This window comes from Pseudomonas sp. P1.31, from assembly GCF_001269815.1.
In the GTDB taxonomy this organism is placed as follows: domain Bacteria; phylum Pseudomonadota; class Gammaproteobacteria; order Pseudomonadales; family Pseudomonadaceae; genus Aquipseudomonas; species Aquipseudomonas rustica.
In genome coordinates, this window is record NZ_LHVN01000035.1 from 1 (window position 1) to 16,450 (window position 16,450).

A 16,450-nucleotide genomic window follows, 5' to 3' on the forward strand; every position below is an offset into this window, starting at 1 on the left:
TCAGCCAAATAAGTGCCGACTGCCCCACCGCATTCGCGAGCAAGCCCGCTCCCACCAAAAGCACAGATCGCTTTGCAGACCCAAAATAACCATAAAAAATCCGAGGTACTTCTGTGGCCGCTGATATCGAAGATAGCCGCTCCGCGCGCTTCGCCTTGCGCTGTTCCAACTTCGCCGAACGCTGGTTTCCCGATTCCTGGGTGTTCGCCGCACTGGCCGTGATCATCGTCGCGCTGGCGACAATGGCCATGGGCGCCAAACCCACCGACGCCGCGATGGCTTTCGGTGACGGCTTCTGGAGCCTGATCCCGTTCACCATGCAAATGGCCTTCGTGGTGATCGGCGGCTACGTCGTCGCCAGCTCGCCGCCCGCCGTGAAACTGATCGATCGTCTGGCGCGCATCCCGAAAAACGGTCGCTCCGCCGTGGCCTGGGTCGCACTGATTTCGATGGTTGCGTCGCTGCTCAACTGGGGCCTGTCGCTGGTGTTCGGCGGTTTGCTGGTACGCGCCCTCGCCCGCCGCACCGATCTGAAAATGGATTACCGCGCTGCCGGGGCCGCTGCCTATCTGGGGCTTGGCGCCGTGTGGGCCTTGGGCCTGTCGTCGTCGGCCGCACAGTTGCAGGCCAACCCGGGCAGCCTGCCGCCGTCGATCCTGTCGATCACCGGAGTGATTCCGTTCACCGAAACGATTTTCCTCTGGCAGTCCGGCGTGATGCTGCTGGCGCTGATCGTGATCTCGATCATCATCGCCTACGCCACCGCGCCCGGCCCGAACTCTGCGCGAGACGCCAAGGCCTGCGGTATCGACCCGGCGTTCAACCTGCCACCGCTGCAACCGCGCACTCGTCCGGGCGAATGGCTGGAACACAGCCCACTGCTGATCATCGTGCTGGTACTGCTGGCGGCGGGATGGTTGTTCCACGAGTTCTCGACCAAACCGGCGATCACCGCGATCTCCGGGCTGAACACCTACAACTTCCTGTTCATCATGCTCGGCGCGCTGCTGCACTGGCGCCCGCGCAGCTTCCTCGATGCGGTGTCGCGCGCGGTGCCGACCACCACCGGCGTGCTGATCCAGTTCCCGCTGTACGGCTCGATTGCCGCACTGATGACCACGGTCAAAGGCGCCGATGCGCAGACGCTGGCACACCACATCTCGACGTTCTTCGTCAGCATCGCCTCCCACGACACCTATGCCCTGCTGATGGGCGTGTACTCGGCGATTCTCGGCTTCTTCATTCCGTCGGGTGGCGGCAAGTGGATCATCGAAGCGCCGTACGTGATGCAGGTCGCCAACGATCTGCAATACCACCTCGGCTGGGCGGTGCAGATCTACAACGCGGCCGAAGCGCTGCCGAACCTGATCAACCCGTTCTACATGCTGCCGCTGCTGGGCGTGCTCGGACTGAAGGCGCGGGATCTGATCGGCTTCTCGTTCGTGCAACTGCTGGTGCACACGCCGCTGGTGCTGTTTTTGCTGTGGGCGCTGGGGACGACATTGGCGTATACGCCGCCGGTGATGCCGTAAACCGGACCGTCCAGTCGGCATAAAACCCTTGTGGGAGCGGGCTTGCTCGCGAAAGCGGTGTGTCAGTCAACATCATTGCTGATTGATACACCGCCTTCGCGAGCAAGCCCGCTCCCACATTTGAAAAACCGTGTTGTCCGACTTCTCCGGGCATCACGGCTGATCCACTATGAGGCGCCCCCGAACGAGGGGGATTCACGCTGAAAAGGATCTGAGCATGTTGAAAATCGCAGGACTCACCCTCGCCGCGCTCACGCTGAGCGCCGCCGCCCACGCCGATGTCGACCTGAAACTCGGCAGCAGCGAACGCGTTACCCGTCTCTTCGCTTACCCCAACAACTGCAGCGTCATCTGCTTTCGCAACTGGACGTTGGAGCAGACCGTCGCCCACTACCTGAACCAGAGCGTGCAACGCGACGGTTACGCCAATGCGAAGGTGTTGGTGAAGACTGATAACGGTCAGCTCTACGCCGAGATAACCGGCGTGCCGAAGGGTTACGGCAAACCGTTGTCGGCGCTGCTCGATGCTGGCGATCTGGCTTACAAAGGCGCCAGCCAACTCAACGCCGACGGCAAATGGGCGTACAGCTGGTATCTGTTCCTGCCGCTGGGCATGGCCCTGGAAAACCGCAAAAGCATCGAACTGCTGCACTTCCCGCCGGATTATTCGCTGACCCAGGCGCAGGATTATCTGCGCTCGAACACCACCGATCGCTGGGCAACGTTGATGACCGCAAACGGTATTCCTGCGGCGCAGACACCGGCGTTTCAAACCATCATCGACATCGCCCCGATCGCCGCGCCCGCCAGCGCCGGCAGTGATCTGGAAGGCGTCTACGGTTACTTCAAGGACTACCAGACCGCGCTGGTCAAACAGTTCAGCCAGAGCGCCAGCGGTAGCGTGCTGCCGATGGTGGCTTTTGGATCGCCCGTCAGAAACTGGATCAAAGATCAATACGGGCCGACCGTGGGCGTGTTGGGCCTCGCCACCATCACACCGAGCAAAAGCGTGAACGTGCCGGTATTGGGCTCCAATCACCCGAGTTACATCTGGTACGCCGCCGACCCGAAAAGCTACACCGGTGATGATGCCCAAGCCAAAGCCGATGCCGCCGGCCTGAAAGTGATGGGACAGGATTTGAGCGCCGCTTGCTGGCAGGCCGGAATGGGCCGCAAACCGGGCAGCGACCCGAAGCCCCTGCTCAACCGTTGCACACAAACCTGGCAGGTGACGCAGAAGGTCAAAACCTGCGAGCTCTTCTACACCTCGATTCGCAATCTGAGCGCAGAACAAGCCGCCGCGAAATGCACCACCACGCCGATCAGGGCTGAACTGCAGCAATTGCAGGCACCGTTGCCGGCTGCTGCCGTCCCGGCCCCACATCTGTAGGGTATTTGCGCGTCAGTTTTGGCTGACGCGCAAAAGCGCCAATCGCGCCTGTCAGATCTGACAGTAGACCGGTTTTGTCATATATCGCAGGATTGGATCCATAAATCGTGTTGCAGGACTGACAGGACGTCAGCCTACGGAAGTCGCAGCACCCGTTGGACAAGGATCGTTATGAACAGTCATGCCGTTCACGCCCGTCATGCTTGTGATTCGCCGGGCATTTATCCGTTTGCCGGCCTCCCCGTGCGTCTCGGTTTTCCAGCCAGCGATGACTTCGAAATCATTCACGATGACGATGGCACCGATGCCGTGATCGCGCATCGGGAGTTTCTGCGCATCACCCGCATGTGTCGCGTATCGGGACAAGTGTTGCCCTATCGATGTCGGCAGACCCGGCAACTGCAAACCGGCCTGCATCTTTACGACCCACGCTTCTGCGGATTGCTGGAACATTCCTGCAACCCCAACGTGTTTCTCGACATGAGCGAATTGTGGCTGTGGGCGCTGAAAGATATCCACAGGGGCGAACGGCTGACCATGGATTTCGCGGCCACTGAAGACAAGCTCTTGCGCCAGTTCGCTTGCCATTGCGGATCGTCGCAATGTCGTGGGTGGATCACCGGTTACGACGAGCCACCCAACCGCGAAGGCCAACAGTTTTTACAGCGCAGGCGCCACGCGGGCCTGCGCTGAAACGCTGATTACGGCGCGCCGACCGGACGCAAACGATATTGCGGCGGCAATTGCTCGAAACCACTGATGGTGGTGTTGAGACTTTTCCAGCGGCCATCCTTGATCCCGTAGATGCAACCGTGGATCGACAGGCTCTGCCCACGATGCCAGGCGTTCTGGATGATGCTGGTGTGGGCGACGTTGGCCACTTGCTGGATTACGTTGAGTTCGCACATCCGATCGACCTGTTCTTCTTCGGTCGGCAACTTGGCCAGTTCTTCGCGTTTTTCGTAGTACAGATCGCGAATCGAACGCAGCCAGCCGTCGATCAGGCCGAACTGGCGATCCTGCATCGAGGCGCGCACACCGCCGCAACCGTAGTGGCCGGTAACGAGAATGTGCTTAACCTTGAGCACATCCACCGCGTACTGAATCACCGACAGACAATTGAGGTCGGTGTGCAGCACCACGTTGGCGACGTTGCGGTGAACGAACAGATCGCCCGGCAACATGCCGACGATTTCGTTGGCCGGTACGCGCGCGTCGGAACAGCCGATCCACAGATACTCCGGCGTTTGCTGGCGGGCCAGTTTGGCGAAGAAATCCGGGTCTTCCTTGGTGATCGCGTCAGCCCAACGCTCGTTGTTATCAATCAGGTCTTGTAAGTCATGCATGCTGTAAGGCCTCAAGAAAGATGCGCTGGTATGACAGTCGACCGCCCGTCGGGGTCACGCTTGAGCCGAAAGTGATTTCGTTGGAATTCTCGTGTGCCCGGTGAGTCCACCTTAGTAAGGCCCACAGTATGAGGAATTGCCATGACTGATTCACGACGCCCTTACGATGCGGTACAGCCGGAGCCCATCGATGATAACGAAGACCGCATGGGTTCGGTGCATGAGCTGGATTTCGATGAAGACGAACCCAGCGCGAAGATCGGTGATGAGATTCCCGAGCGTGAACGCGAGCAGTTGATGCCCAATGAACGCGTGCGTGAAGCCGGGATGACTGGCGCCTCGGTTGCCGACCATGAGCCGACCGACGATGACATGAGCCCGGAAACGCTGATTCATGAAGACGGTGCGCGGGATGCCGAAGAGGCCGGGGAAGGCAATCAGGCGGATTGGGATTTGAGCATTGTCGATGAGGATGACATTGGCGGTGGAAACGGGCTGGATGAGGCGGAACTGGCGCGGCGTGATCCGATGGATGGCAAGCGCTGACAGACCCGATCCCCTGTAGGAGCTGCCGAAGGCTGCGATCTTTTGATCTTTTTGCATGATCCGGAACAAGATCAAAAGATCGCAGCCTGCGGCAGCTCCTACAGGGGGGATGTTGTATCCGCAGGAGCAGAATGAGTCAGGGGTTCAGTCAACCAAAGTGCAGGCCATGACCACCGCATCTTCACGCCCGCCCACCGCCGGATAATAATCCCGACGCCGGCCAATCTCGTTAAAGCCATAACGCTCATACAACCGGAACGCCGCCGTATTACTGTCGCGCACTTCGAGAAAACACTCCCGAGCCTCAGCCGCATACGCTCGCGACATCAGATGCTCCAGCAGCGTCAGCCCCAACCCTCGCCCCTGACTCTCCGGTTTCACCGTGATATTGAGCAGATGCGCCTCATCGAGAATGATCTGCACCACACCATGCCCAACCTGTTGCTCACCTTCGAACATCAGCCAGATCTGGTATTTGCCCAAGCCGTCGAGAAAAATCCCGCGCGTCCACGGATGGCTGTACGCGGCGAATTCAATCTTCAGCACAGCGTCCAGATCCGCCTCGATCATTGGGCGGAACGATACAGCGTCACTCATTCGATTCTTTCCAGCGCGCCATCAGCCGACGCATGGCTTGCCACACAGCGGCTTTGCGCTGTGGCTCTTCCATTAACAATTCCAGACCGGGAATGGCCCAGGCTGAGCCCAGACCTTCGATCTGCAATTCACGATTGAATGCTTCAGCGTCCGCCTCACCGGCAAAACGCACCGCCGGCAGGCCGATCAGCCACAGGCAGGCGCAGGGTGCGGATTCCATTTGTACCGAAAGGAAACCCTGCACAAAGTCGCGCGCCGCATCCGGGCCCTGATCCATGGTGCCGCGATTGAGCCACGGCCAACGCACTGGCTCGCCGACAATTTGCGGCGCATCCGGCAGACCGGCGGCACGCAGCATGTCTTTGAGCAATAAATAAGCAGGGTCACGGCTCTGGAACGGCTCGCCTGTGGGTAACTCGACCAGCAGCAGGCAACGTCCGGCCCGCAATAATTGTAGGGCGAAACGCGGCGGCGGCACGGGTGCAGGCTTGGCGACGACTGGCGTGTCGTCGGCCTCCTCCACCGGTTTGGCGTTGGTTCGCGTGCTCGCCAGCGACGGGCGCGGCACTTCGATCTTCGGCCGTTCGCTCGGGCGCGCAACAGGCTGCACCGGCGCTTCGGCCTGAGGCGCGGGCACCGGCGGCGCTTCTACCTCGGGCTCGGGCATGTCCAGCAGCTCGGGGCGCGAGGGGGCGGCGAAGGGCAATTCGGTGCGCGGCAGCCAATTGACCACCTGCATGGCGTTCAAATAGGCGCGGCGGCGGGACTCGATAAGCAAAGGGTCGGCCACTTGTGGATAACTGAAGTGGGCTGATTCTACCGCCCTTCGCCCAAGATCGCCCGTTGTTGATCAATCACTTGACCGAAAGAAAAACAACAGCCTGTCCCTGGATTGAATCGTATCGGCTGCGATGCAGTACAATCGCCGCTTTTCATTGCCAACCAGCCGGGCATTCCGATGATCGAACCCAAGCGCGTCTTGCGCGCCCTCGCTGAACACTGGGCGCTTCTGGAGCCTTTGTGTGAGCACTTCGACCAAGGCACATTGAGCCTCAACGAACTGCGCACGCAACTGGCCGCCCAACAACTGGACAGCACGCCGCAGGACATTACCAGCCTGCTCGACGTGTGGATTCGCCTCGATATTCTGGTACCGGTGGCGAAAAGCCCGAACCGGTTCGAGCTCAATGCGCAGATTCACGACTTCCTCGCTTACCTGCGTCGTGAACACCGTTTGGGCCTGTGCCTGGAAATCGAAGCCTATTTGCGTCACCTCGAACGCCTGGCCGGTTACATTCAGGATGCGTTCGATGTTCGCGACGGTCACGACCTCGCCCGTCAGCTGCGTTTGCTCGACATGCGCGTTCGCGATGTTCTGAAGAAACTCGACAACGACGAACAAGCGCTGGTGGCGGTGGCCGAACGCGCCAAGACCAGTGACCGGCAGATTCCGCTGCGTCAGCGTTACGCCGAAGTACTGGCGACGTGGGACGAATACGTCGAGCCGATGATCGATCTGGTGAACGCCGACGGCGCCTTCGAACAAGGCGTGCGCAAGGTCGAAACCGTGTTGCTGAAGATGCTCAGCGAGCAACAGCGCCTCGGCCATCTGGTTGACGATGACATGCTGCTGCGCACCCACGCGCGCATCCTCGAAATGCAGACCAGCGCGCAATTGACTCTGCGGCATGCTCGCGAACTGTTGCTGCCGCTGCGTGAAGAAGCCCGCCGGCACAACGCCGTGACCCGTGGCGCCGCGCTCGCACTGGCGGCGATCCGCCGCAAAGGCATCGACGCCGTGCCGCAAGCCGCGATGCCGATGTTTACTCGCCCGCAAAGCACCTTCCTCGGCAGCGCCAGTCAGGTCGAAGCCTACGTGTACGCGTTGGCGCGTTTCGAACCGAAACCGGCACGCTTCCCGAAAGCGCACAAAACCCAGAAAGGCGAAGCGCCACGCGCACCACGCACCGTGCGCGAGATGGTCGACCGTTGCGAAGAATCCCTGCCAATGCCGGATCTGATGACCTGGCTGCTCGAGCAGGAACCGGACGGCGCCACCGACGAATTGCTCTATTGGTTCTCGCGCCTGTCGCGGGAAAAACGCTTCACCCGCGAGCGTCTGGAACGCCGCGACTACCACACTCATGAGCACCAGGTCAGCCTGCGCTCCTTCGCCCTGCTCTCGGCCCGCGACAGTGCCGCCGAGGATTCTGCGAGCATCCCCAATGCATCTTGATCTCTCCGAACTGTCCCAACTGGCACCGATCTTCCGCGAGCTGTTCAAGGGTTACCACGTCAGCCGCCGCGACCCGGAACTGTACGCGCAACTGTCGAACTTCCAGGATCAATACCGCACGCTGTTTAAGGCGCTGGGTTTTGAACTGGTCTGCGACACCCGTGGTTTCTACTACTTTGTGCCGGACATGGCCGCTGCGGCGGTGAACAAGACGGCGCAGCGTCTGGCGCTGTTCACCTTCATCCTCGTCGAGCATCTGGCCGATCAGGGCCGCGACCCGATCGCCGTGCTCGATGGCGGCAGCCTCGGCCGCGAAGAACTGCCGTCGCTGCTGGAGAAGTACCGCGACCTGTTCATTCAGGCCGAAGTGCAGACCGTTGAAGAGCTCGAAGAAAAGATCATGCGCCGCATGACTCAACTCGGTTTCGCCGGTGAAGAAAACGGTGTGTACCGCTTCCTGCCGCCGATGCACCGCTTCCTCGATGTGTGCCTGTCGGTGCAGCAGGACCGCGATCTGGCGGCCAGCGTGCACAGCGTATTGCCGCTGCCGGCGCCGGTGCTGATCGACGAAGCCGCCGAAGCCAAATTCCTCGAAACCGACGATCCGCTTGATCTCAGCGAATTTGATGAAGAGAGCGAAGAAGACGCACTGGCCCGCGCCATTGCCGAAGAACAGGAGTCCGACGCATGAGCCAGGAACGCTACGGCATCCGCCGCTTTGCCCTATTGAACACTGCCGGTTACAGCCTCGGCCTGTTCCCGCTGGAAGAACCGTTGTCGGTTTACGGCGCGAACAACCTCGGTAAATCGGCGTCGATCAACGCCTTGCAGTTCCCGATTCTGGCGCGCATGTCGGACATGAGTTTCGGCAAGTACAGCCTCGAACAATCGCGGCGCTTCTACTTCGCTTCCGACACCAGCTACATCCTTGTCGAAGTGAATCTGCCACACGGCCCGCACGTCATTGGTGTGGTCGGGCGTGGCCCGGGCGGTGGTTTCGGTCACCAGTTTTTCGCCTATGCCGGCAAGCTCGATCTGGCGCACTACCAGAAGAATGACACCTGCCTGCGTCAAAAAGAGCTGTTCAACAACCTTGAGAAAGAAGGCCTGAAAGCCTACGAACTCAAGCCGGATGAGCTGCGTCGTTTGCTGGTGGGCGGTCACACTTCGATCCCGCTGGATCTGACCCTGATCCCGCTGCGCTCCACCAGCGAGCAGAGCCTGAAGACCTTCCGCGCGCTGTTCATCAACCTGCTGCACATGCGCGAAATTACTGCGGCCAAGTTGAAGCAGTTGTTCCTCGATGCCTTCGAACACAGCCTGCGTTCCGGCAGTGTCGATTACATTGCCGCGTGCGAAGAAGCCTTCCGCGACGTGCGTCGTATGGAACAGGACTACAACTCGCTGGTCGCTGCCGGCCCGTTGGTTGAAGCCTTGGCCAACGGCGTGAAACAGCGCGACGTGCTGCGCGGCAAGCTGCATCGGCTGTCGCCGCTGCTCGATTCGTTGCTCGGTACTTGGTCGGATTACGCCAGTGCGCGCAAGGAAGAGCTGACCATTCAGGCCGACCACTACCGTGGCGAGCAGGACAGCCTGCAAAACAATCAGCGCGGCGGTACTCAGGAGCTGATGCGTCTGGAGCGGGAAATTTCCGGCATCCAGCGCTGGCTCGGCGAGCTGTCGGTACTGAAGAATCGCTTTGCTTTGGTCGATGACGTCAAAGTGCTCGAGCAACAATTGCTCGCGGCCAAAGACGCCCACGACGAACTCGCCGGCGCCTTGGCGCAATCGCGTCAGTTCAGTGCAGAAGATCTCGAAGAGCGTCTGCGCGATCTGGAAAAACGCCTGAAGTCGGTGAAGCAACAACTCGATCACGCCGACAACAACAGCTATGCACGTCTGCGCGAAGAGTTTTCGCAGCAGGACGTCGAGCGCCTGATGCGTTTGTTCAACAGCGCGTTGTTTAGCCTGCCATTGGGCGAACACGGCATCGCCCTCGACGAGGATGGCCAGTGGGTCAAATCGATGGAGCTGATCCTCGATGGCTTCAAAGGCGAGCGTTTCGAAGTGCCGGGCCTGTCGATCGATATCTCCAATATCGAGCCGCCAGCCCTGCAAGCGCTGGCCGATCGTGCCGCGTTGCGCGATCAGAAAGAGCGTCTGGAAAAAGAACTCAAGCAACTGAAAACCCAGCAGGCTGTTGCTGCTGACCGCTCGGCGAGCAAGACCCAGACCGAAGCGCTGTACCAGCAAGTGCTGGACGCGCAAAAGGCGTTGGAAGATTTCCGTCGCACGCAGACCCTGAGCGCTGAAGAAGGCGACAAGCTCGAGCAACTGGCGCAGATGGAAGGCGCGCAGGACGAACTCAAGCGTTCCAGCGATGCCTTCACCGAACGCGTCCAGCAACTGTCGGCCAAGCTGCAACTGGTCGGCCGTCAGATCGCCGATATGGAAGCCAAGCAACGCACGCTCGACGATGCATTGCGCCGTCGTCAGTTGCTGCCGGCGGATCTGCCGTTCGGTACGCCGTTCATGGATCCGGTCGACGATTCGATGGACAACCTGCTGCCGCTGCTCAACGACTATCAGGACAGCTGGCAAGGCTTGCTCCGTGCTGACGGTCAGATCGAAGCGCTGTACGCGCAAGTGCGCCTCAAAGGTGTGGCCAAGTTCGACAGCGAAGACGACATGGAGCGCCGTCTGTCGCTGCTGATCAACGCTTACGCGCACCGTACCGATGAAGCGCTGACGCTGGGCAAGGCCCGTCGTGCAGCAGTCACCGACATCGCCCGCACCCTGCGCAACATTCGCAGCGACTACGACAGCCTCGAGCATCAACTGGCGCTGTTCAACCGCGAGATCAACAAGCGCCAGGTCTCCAACCTGCAGAGCTTCCGCATCGTCCTCGCGCCGAACAAGGAAGCCCTCAAGCACATCGACCAGATCATCCACAGCGCCGGTCAGTACGAAGAAGGCGAAACCCTGTCGGTGTTCGACCTCAGCCAAAGCGCCGAGCAGGACAACAAGAACGAAGAGGCCAAGGAATATCTGGCGCGGTTGGTGGCGGCAAACCACAACCAGCTCGGTCTCAAGGACTTGTTCGAACTCGCGTTCGAGATCACCAAGGTCAACGGTCAGCCGGTGATCCACACCGACATCGACGGCGCGGCGTCCAACGGCACGACCATGACCATCAAGGCGCTGACCAACATGTACTTGTTGCTGCACTTGATGGATCGCGATCAGGCCGGCCGCGTGCGTCTGCCGTACTACCTCGACGAGGCGGCGGACATCGATGAGAAGAACCAGGCCGCGCTGCTGGAAACCAGTCTGCAACTGGGCTTTGTGCCGATTCTGGCCAGCGTGAAGCCGCAGGTCTGCGCCAGTGTCGCGATCGACCTGGAAGGCGGCAGCGGCCCAGCGGGGATCTACATTGATGAGGCGGACTGGAAGTACATCCGTCGCCATGATGTGGTGAAGGCCACGGTGAATGTTGAAGCGGATGAACCGGAGCTGGATGCGGTTTGATCGGCGTTAACTGAAGACAAAAAAAGGGCCGCGATCTGTTTGGATCGCGGCCCTTTTTTATGGCTTGGGATTTGTGCTGGGCTTTGAGGCCTCTTCGCGAGCAAGCTCGCTCCCACATTGAAACGCATTCCAAATGTGGGAGCGAGCCTGCTCGCGAAGGCGTCTTTGTAGACGCCACATCAACTTCAGGTTATTTACCGAGCGAAATCTTCGGCGCCCACGTCAGCCACTCATCTTCAAACTTGTCGAACAACGGGAACGTCTGCTCCGCCCGAGCCTGACCGCCCATCCGCTCACCATCCGGCGTAGCGAATGCGATGCCGCCCTGAATCGCTGTCTCCAGCGATTCGGTGCGCACCGTCAGCCCGTTGAACAAACCGATATCAAACCCGACACCGCTGGTGTTCCAGAAGCGGCTGCCGCTGCGTACGAGCGGCGCGTATTTCGGCTCGATCAGAATGTGTACCAATACGCGATCAGCGGTCTGGCCCAGTTCATAACCGGTGACTTTACCCACGGTAATTTCACGGTAAGTCACCGGCACACCCGGCTTCAACGAACCACGGCGAGCGGCGCTCAACACCAGACTCAGACCCGCCTCTTGTTTGGTGACTTCCGGCGCATTGGCCAGCGCGACAAAGTTCTTCTGCGGGCCAAGGTTCTTCGCCGCTGGCTGCACTTCGATGTACTTGCCGGTCACCAGGGTTTCCAGATTCTCTGTCTTGATCAGGCCGAGCTCAGGCTTGACCACCCAGAACTGACTGCCAATCCGGGCAATCTTCTCCGGCACTTCCGTGATGCGCGCGGTCAGGATGACCGATTGCAAGTCGTCAGTCAGATCAACGCTTTCAATCTTGCCGACATCCAGCCCTTTGAAACGAACCGGCGTGCCGCTGCTGAGACCGTCGGCGCGATCGACTTTGATCGTTACTACGCTGCCTTTTTTACTGGCGTCGTCATGATTGGCAAACAGACGGAAACGCGGAATGCGTTTCTGCAGCGGTGCCTTGGCCTGCGGTGTTTCGAAGGCGATACCGCCGGCCATCAGGGTTTGCAGGGATTCACTCTTGACCTGAATGCCGCCGGTCAAACCGCCAGTCAACGTGACACCGCTGACATTCCAGAACCGCGTCGAAGCGTTGACCAGGTTTTCGTATTCCTTCTCGATGTGCACGCCGACGATGATCTGCTTGCGCGTCTTGGAGAACTGGTAGCTCTGTACCGAACCGACCTTGACCTGTTTGTACAAGATCGGACTGCCGACATCGATCGAACCCAGCGTGTCGGTGAACAGCACCAGGTGCAGACCCGGCGAACGCAGATCCAGCGGCGGCGCTTTCGGACGTGCTTCGAACTCACGTTTCGGGGCGGCACCTTTGTCACCCGGACGCACGGCGATGTAGTTACCTTTCACCAGCGCTTCGAGACCCGTGATGCCGGCCAGCGAGATCGACGGTTTGACCACCCAGAACTGAGTGCCCTCCACCAGATAATCTTCGGCTAGCGGATCGAGGGTTAACTCTGCAGTGGCACTGTTCAGATCGGCGTCGACTTTCAATGCTTTCAGGTTGCCGACCTGAATGCCTTTGTACATCACTGGCGTACGGCCAGCCTGCAGGCCTTCGAAGTCGCTGAGTTTGACCTTCACCCGAATACCGGCAGCGGCAGCGTCGAAGTCCTCGTAGAGACGGAATGGCAGGCTCGGATCGGTTGGCGGACTGTCCTTGCGATTCTCCGGTGTGGCGAAGGCGATACCGCCGGCGACGATGCTGGCCAGCGATTCGCTGCGCACTTTGACCCCGGACAGGTTCGCGTCGATGCTGATGCCGCTGGCGTTCCAGAAACGTGTGTGTTTGCGCACCAGTTTGGCGTAGGTCGGTTCGATGAACACTTTGAGCTCAACGGTGCTTTGGTCTTCCGACAGCACATAGCTTTTGACCTGACCGACTTTGATTTGCTTGTAGAACACCGGGCTGCCACGGCTCAGCGAACCGAGACGATCAGCCTTGATGGTCAAGTGCAGACCAGGTTTGGCGTCGGACAGCGGCGGCTCTTCGGCCAGCGCCTTGAACTTGCGCGCGGGCTCGCCTTCGCCGGGACTGATAGCGACGTAGTTACCTGAGACCAACGTCTCCAGACCAGTGATGCCGGCCAGAGTTACGCTCGGTTTGACCAGCCAGAAACGCGTGCTGGTTTTGAGGTATTGCTCGACGTCCTTGTTCATCTCGACGGTGGCAATGACGCCTTTGGAGTTGCCCTCGTCGTCGAGCTTCAGCGTTTTGACCTTACCGACCGACATGCCCTTGTACATGATCTCGGTCTTGTTGGCCTGGATGCCTTCGCCGCTTTCAAAGCGAATCTGGATCTCGATCCCGGTTTCGGAATAGGCACGCCAGCCGAGCCAGCCACCGATGATCAACGCGATCAGAGGCAGTACCCAAATGGCAGACCAGTTCGAGGCCGGTCGGGTTTTCGCTACGGGCAAATCAGTCATGGTCGTCGTCCGACTCCGTGTTATCCCAAATCAGTCGGGGATCAAAAGTTACTGCAGCAAGCATCGTCAGAATCACCACACTGGCGAAGGCGATGGCGCCAAGATTGGCTTCGACACTGGCTAAGCGCCCGAAATTGACGACCGCCACCAGAATGGCGATCACAAAAATATCGAGCATCGACCAGCGGCCAATGAACTCGATGAAGCGGTACATCCAGATGCGCTGCCGAGCCGACAACGGTTGTTTGCGTTGTACTGAAAACAACAGCAGTGCGATGCCCACCAGTTTAAAAGTCGGCACCAGAATACTGGCGATGAACACTACGGCAGCAATCGGAATCATGCCGTGCTGCACCAACTGGATCACGCCGGACATGATCGTGCTTGGGTCACCTTGACCCAAAGAACTGACAGTCATGATCGGCAATACGTTGGCCGGTATATAGATAATCGCCGCCGTGATCAGCAGGGCCCAAGTACGGGTGAGGCTGTTCGGCCGGCGCGCGTGAACCAATGCACCGCAGCGGGTGCAGGTTTGCTCATCGTTGTCCGCTTCCTGCCGGTTCAACTCGTGGCATTCGGTGCACGTCAGAATGCCTGCATCAATCGCCCGCATGAGCATCTTCCCCTGATAACGCCTGCCAGATCTGGTGCGGCGACATCACCACTTCCAGCCAGACCTGAACCAGCAACAAGCCGATAAAACACGCCAGGCCAATGCCGACGGTGATGGCGGCCATGTCCGCCAGTTTGACGATCGCCACCAGTACGCCCATGAGGTAAACCTCGAGCATCCCCCAGTCTTTGAGGTGGTGGTAAATGCGGTAGAGCAACAAGCCATAGCTGCGACCGATATCGAAACGGATCGTCAGCAGCACAAACAATTGGCACAGCAACTTGAGCAGCGGAATGGCCATGCTGCACAGGAACACAACAATCGATACGCCTTGCATGCCGGTATTGAAGAGACCGAGCACGCCGCTCCAGACCGTATCATCCGAAGACTGCCCGAGTAGATTGAGCTGCATGATCGGCAAAAAGTTCGCTGGTATGTACAGCAGCAGTGCCGCAATCACCAGGGCAAGGCTGCGCTGCACCACGTTATGGCGATGGGCGTACAACTCGTATCCGCAGCGGGGGCAGAGGGCTTTCTCGCCGTGGGCAAGTGTTGGCTTGCGCATCAGCAGGTCGCACTCGTGACAGGCCACCAAGTCTTCCAGCGGTAGATCTGACAGCCCGGGGGCGTCAACCGACTCTGACATAAAGGCTCTGGCTCCAAAAAAGGTGGGGCTATTCTAGTGTTCTGGTTCGAAAATAACTGTGCAAATTTGTTCGATGAACCGTGCAAAAACTTTCCTGCGGGCAAAACAAAACCCCAACTGCTTTCGCAATTGGGGTTTCGGAATTTAATCTTGACGATGACCTACTCTCACATGGGGAAACCCCACACTACCATCGGCGATGCATCGTTTCACTGCTGAGTTCGGGATGGGATCAGGTGGTTCCAACGCTCTATGGTCGTCAAGAAATTCGGGTACTGAGTCGTGGCCAGTTGGCCTCGCTTCAGCAAATTGGGTATGTGACAGCTTTCGGTGTTTGTGAACATCGAACTTTCGGTTCGTTTCGTCTTCACACACCGCAATCTGATGCTCTTTCGAGTAGTCAAATTGCTTGGGTGTTATATGGTCAAGCCTCACGGGCAATTAGTATTGGTTAGCTCAACGCCTCACAGCGCTTACACACCCAACCTATCAACGTCGTAGTCTTCGACGGCCCTTCAGGGAACTCAAGGTTCCAGTGAGATCTCATCTTGAGGCTAGTTTCCCGCTTAGATGCTTTCAGCGGTTATCTATTCCGAACATAGCTACCCGGCAATGCCACTGGCGTGACAACCGGAACACCAGAGGTTCGTCCACTCCGGTCCTCTCGTACTAGGAGCAGCCCCTCTCAAATCTCAAACGTCCACGGCAGATAGGGACCGAACTGTCTCACGACGTTCTAAACCCAGCTCGCGTACCACTTTAAATGGCGAACAGCCATACCCTTGGGACCGGCTTCAGCCCCAGGATGTGATGAGCCGACATCGAGGTGCCAAACACCGCCGTCGATATGAACTCTTGGGCGGTATCAGCCTGTTATCCCCGGAGTACCTTTTATCCGTTGAGCGATGGCCCTTCCATACAGAACCACCGGATCACTAAGACCTACTTTCGTACCTGCTCGACGTGTCTGTCTCGCAGTCAAGCGCGCTTTTGCCTTTATACTCTACGACCGATTTCCGACCGGTCTGAGCGCACCTTCGTACTCCTCCGTTACTCTTTAGGAGGAGACCGCCCCAGTCAAACTACCCACCATACACTGTCCTCGATCCGGATAACGGACCTGAGTTAGAACCTCAAAGTTGCCAGGGTGGTATTTCAAGGTTGGCTCCACGCGAACTGGCGTCCACGCTTCAAAGCCTCCCACCTATCCTACACAAGCAAATTCAAAGTCCAGTGCAAAGCTATAGTAAAGGTTCACGGGGTCTTTCCGTCTAGCCGCGGATACACTGCATCTTCACAGCGATTTCAATTTCACTGAGTCTCGGGTGGAGACAGCGCCGCCATCGTTACGCCATTCGTGCAGGTCGGAACTTACCCGACAAGGAATTTCGCTACCTTAGGACCGTTATAGTTACGGCCGCCGTTTACCGGGGCTTCGATCAAGAGCTTCGCGTTAGCTAACCCCATCAATTAACCTTCCGGCACCGGGCAGGCGTCACACCCTATACGTCCACTTTCG

Annotated in this window: 13 protein-coding genes and 2 rRNA genes; 7 read left to right on the top strand and 8 right to left on the bottom strand. The window is 58.9% G+C overall.

Annotated features, from left to right (window positions below):
* Positions 1-113: 113 nt before the first annotated feature.
* The 3 genes from AD669_RS22615 to AD669_RS22625 all read left to right on the top strand — a co-directional run bounded on the left by AD669_RS22615 (position 114) and on the right by AD669_RS22625 (position 3,615).
* The gene (locus tag AD669_RS22615) at positions 114-1,532 is read left to right on the top strand and encodes a short-chain fatty acid transporter (protein ID WP_053123825.1); all 1,419 of its coding nucleotides are present in this window, start codon (positions 114-116) and stop codon (positions 1,530-1,532) included.
* A 217-nt stretch (positions 1,533-1,749) separates the two neighbouring features.
* On the top strand, positions 1,750-2,922 hold the full coding sequence (locus tag AD669_RS22620; protein WP_053123827.1) for a hypothetical protein: 1,173 nt from the start codon (positions 1,750-1,752) through the stop codon (positions 2,920-2,922).
* 171 nt (positions 2,923-3,093) lie between these two features.
* Complete coding sequence (locus tag AD669_RS22625; protein WP_053123829.1) at positions 3,094-3,615, top strand: lysine methyltransferase; 522 nt, start codon at positions 3,094-3,096, stop codon at positions 3,613-3,615.
* 8 nt (positions 3,616-3,623) lie between these two features.
* Here AD669_RS22625 and can read toward each other — a convergent pair whose 3' ends face one another.
* Positions 3,624-4,268 carry a carbonate dehydratase gene (can, locus tag AD669_RS22630; protein WP_053123831.1) on the bottom strand — a complete coding sequence of 215 codons (645 nt, stop codon included), beginning with the start codon at positions 4,266-4,268 and terminating at the stop codon, positions 3,624-3,626.
* Positions 4,269-4,409: 141 nt separating this feature from the next.
* On the opposite strand from can, the gene AD669_RS22635 reads away from it, so the two are divergent.
* The gene (locus AD669_RS22635; RefSeq protein ID WP_053123832.1) at positions 4,410-4,814 is read left to right on the top strand and encodes a hypothetical protein; all 405 of its coding nucleotides are present in this window, start codon (positions 4,410-4,412) and stop codon (positions 4,812-4,814) included.
* Between the two features lie 144 nt (positions 4,815-4,958).
* Here the strand turns inward: AD669_RS22635 and rimI are convergent, their stop codons facing one another.
* Together rimI and AD669_RS22645 are read right to left on the bottom strand one after the other, a co-directional pair.
* On the bottom strand, positions 4,959-5,411 hold the full coding sequence (gene rimI / locus AD669_RS22640; protein ID WP_053123834.1) for a ribosomal protein S18-alanine N-acetyltransferase: 453 nt from the start codon (positions 5,409-5,411) through the stop codon (positions 4,959-4,961).
* Positions 5,404-6,150, bottom strand: coding sequence for a hypothetical protein (locus AD669_RS22645; protein ID WP_053123836.1), 747 nt, complete (start codon positions 6,148-6,150; stop codon positions 5,404-5,406). The genes rimI and AD669_RS22645 overlap by 8 nt, the downstream gene beginning before the upstream one ends.
* Before the next feature lie 219 nt (positions 6,151-6,369).
* Between AD669_RS22645 and mksB the strand changes: the two genes are divergently transcribed.
* From mksB to mksF, 3 genes are read left to right on the top strand one after another with little or no spacing between them, the layout of a single operon-like run.
* Positions 6,370-7,647, top strand: coding sequence for an Mks condensin complex protein MksB (gene mksB, locus AD669_RS22650; RefSeq protein ID WP_172680159.1), 1,278 nt, complete (start codon positions 6,370-6,372; stop codon positions 7,645-7,647).
* Complete coding sequence (gene mksE, locus AD669_RS22655) at positions 7,637-8,338, top strand: Mks condensin complex protein MksE (RefSeq protein WP_053123840.1); 702 nt, start codon at positions 7,637-7,639, stop codon at positions 8,336-8,338. Before mksB ends, mksE begins: the two co-directional genes overlap by 11 nt.
* Complete coding sequence (gene mksF / locus AD669_RS22660; RefSeq protein WP_053123843.1) at positions 8,335-11,175, top strand: Mks condensin complex protein MksF; 2,841 nt, start codon at positions 8,335-8,337, stop codon at positions 11,173-11,175. Before mksE ends, mksF begins: the two co-directional genes overlap by 4 nt.
* A gap of 190 nt (positions 11,176-11,365) precedes the next feature.
* Here mksF and AD669_RS22665 read toward each other — a convergent pair whose 3' ends face one another.
* From AD669_RS22665 to AD669_RS22685, 5 genes are all read right to left on the bottom strand, one after another.
* On the bottom strand, positions 11,366-13,669 hold the full coding sequence (locus AD669_RS22665) for an intermembrane transport protein PqiB (RefSeq protein WP_053123845.1): 2,304 nt from the start codon (positions 13,667-13,669) through the stop codon (positions 11,366-11,368).
* Positions 13,662-14,285, bottom strand: a complete 624-nt coding sequence (locus AD669_RS22670; RefSeq protein ID WP_053123847.1) for a paraquat-inducible protein A — start codon at positions 14,283-14,285, stop codon at positions 13,662-13,664. Before AD669_RS22670 ends, AD669_RS22665 begins: the two co-directional genes overlap by 8 nt.
* Positions 14,272-14,931 carry a paraquat-inducible protein A gene (locus AD669_RS22675; protein WP_053123849.1) on the bottom strand — a complete coding sequence of 220 codons (660 nt, stop codon included), beginning with the start codon at positions 14,929-14,931 and terminating at the stop codon, positions 14,272-14,274. The genes AD669_RS22670 and AD669_RS22675 overlap by 14 nt, the downstream gene beginning before the upstream one ends.
* Positions 14,932-15,079: 148 nt before the next feature.
* Positions 15,080-15,195 (bottom strand): 5S ribosomal RNA (gene rrf / locus AD669_RS22680).
* A gap of 156 nt (positions 15,196-15,351) precedes the next feature.
* A 23S ribosomal RNA gene (locus AD669_RS22685) occupies positions 15,352-16,450 on the bottom strand; the annotation flags it as partial.